Genomic DNA, 232 nt, shown 5'->3' with positions numbered 1-232 from the left:
CGGCAGCAGCACCCCGCCGCCGTGCGGGCGCAGCCTCACGCCGAAGAGGCCGACCATGGTCAGCACTACCGCCTGGACCACGGTCACCGTGCCCAGCACCACGATCTTCGAGCAGAGGTAGGCCGAGCGGGACAGGCCGACGGCTCTCTCGCGCTGGTAGATGGTCCGCTCCTTGACCAGCTCGCGCACGGAGTTGGCGGCGCCGGTGAGGACGCCGCCGACGCAGAGGATC

1 protein-coding gene is annotated in these 232 nt (G+C 71.1%); it reads right to left on the bottom strand.

All coding sequences use genetic code 11. From position 1 onward, the window contains the following. On the bottom strand, positions 1-232 hold a 232-nt coding region (locus tag DN069_RS39110), incomplete at both ends, for an ABC transporter permease (RefSeq protein WP_165845843.1).

The organism is Streptacidiphilus pinicola, assembly GCF_003258295.1.
Lineage (GTDB): Bacteria > Actinomycetota > Actinomycetes > Streptomycetales > Streptomycetaceae > Streptacidiphilus > Streptacidiphilus pinicola.
Note: the sequence above shows the minus strand (reverse complement) of the source record. Positions and strands in the feature narration are given on the sequence as shown.